The following is a 1,424-nucleotide window of genomic DNA, read 5'->3' as shown; positions in this document are numbered from 1 at the left end:
CGTGTTGCCTCATTTAAAAACCTAAAGGAAGTTGTATTCGTTGCCTCACTTAAAATTCTAAACATAACCATAACATATTTTATCTTTATTTTTGCTAATTTTTTTAATAGAATTTCTTACTTCTTCCTTTATGGATATGTCTTCTAGTAATTTTTTTGAAGTTTTACTATTTGTCTTTGAAGTTCAGCTGGATTTAATTTTGTATACTGTTCTCTTAACTTTTCTTTATCTATTTTTTCTACACCAGGATTTTCTAATATTCTTTGATAAGGAGTTTTTGCTTTATCATATCTTTTTGTAACTTTACTTCCAACTCTTTCTTTTGAGATTTGTTTCATTACAGGCTGAAAAAAGTTTATATATAGCCTTAAGCTTTCATAAAGCTTTTTTAAAGTCATTAGCTCAACTTCTCTATCATATCTAAAATAACCAACATATTTTCTTACTACAGAGTAGTTTTTCTGTTCCACATAGCAGTTATCGTTTTTTCTATATTTTCTTGACCTTGTGAACGTTATATTATTTTCAACACAATAACGATGAAGTTGATGATTTATAAACTCCGCTCCATTATCAGAATCAATTCCAAAGAGTTTAAAAGGTAAGCGTTTCTTTATTTCATCTATTGATTCAAAAACCCACCTTTGAGCTTTATTTTTTAATGCATCTATTTCTATCCAACCAGTGCAAATGTCAACTGCAGTTAGAGTATGGATAAATTCTCCTCTTGGATCTCCTCCTTCATGACCTACAAGGTCTATTTCTAAATATCCAGGTATACTTTCGTCCCATTCTGAAAATGTCCTTATAGGGATCTGGCTTTTAAGAAGGCTGCCTGGTTTTGTATATGTCTTTCCCTTTGGTTTATTCATTCTTTTGTATTCTGAAAGTATTCTGTCTATAGTAGATGCGCTTATCTTAAAGAGTTTTTCTTCTACATCCGTTTCAATTTGTATTTCTTTAAACTCTTTTAGTTTATATATTATTTCAGGAAGAACAGGTTTTAACCTTTTGCCACATGGGCAATCTAAAACATCCCATACCTTAATTAACGCCTTTTTTACATCATTGTCGTAATATTTGCTTTTCTTTTTCTTTGTCTTCATCGTTAAATCTACTTTTAAAACTCTGTTATTCATCCTTACAATCTTCTCATAACTACTTAAAAGAAAACATGCATAACTACGATTGTATCCAGTCAAAGCTATTAGCTCATCTAAAATAATGCCTTTTTGTTTCTTGCCTGCTTTTTTATATCTTTTTGCAATTTCACTCACCACTGCTTTTCTTTCCTTCATCGTTAACCCCATTTCTAGCCTCCAGAGTTATAGTAACTACTATTCTAAGAGACTTTTTATTTTCATTTAGATTTTTTATTTGAGGCAACGATTGTATTTCATTTAGATTTTTGATGAAGCAATTCG

At 30.1% G+C, this 1,424-nt stretch carries 1 protein-coding gene; it reads right to left on the bottom strand.

The annotated features are described in order from the left end of the window. Positions 1-143 precede the first annotated feature (143 nt). Positions 144-1,298 (bottom strand): transposase, encoded by a 1,155-nt coding sequence (locus V4762_RS09945; protein WP_347315622.1) that lies wholly within the window; start codon positions 1,296-1,298, stop codon positions 144-146. Between the last annotated feature and the right edge of the window lie 126 nt (positions 1,299-1,424).

This window comes from Thermodesulfobium sp. 4217-1 (assembly GCF_039822205.1).
Classification (GTDB): domain Bacteria; phylum Thermodesulfobiota; class Thermodesulfobiia; order Thermodesulfobiales; family Thermodesulfobiaceae; genus Thermodesulfobium.
Note: the sequence above shows the minus strand (reverse complement) of the source record. Positions and strands in the feature narration are given on the sequence as shown.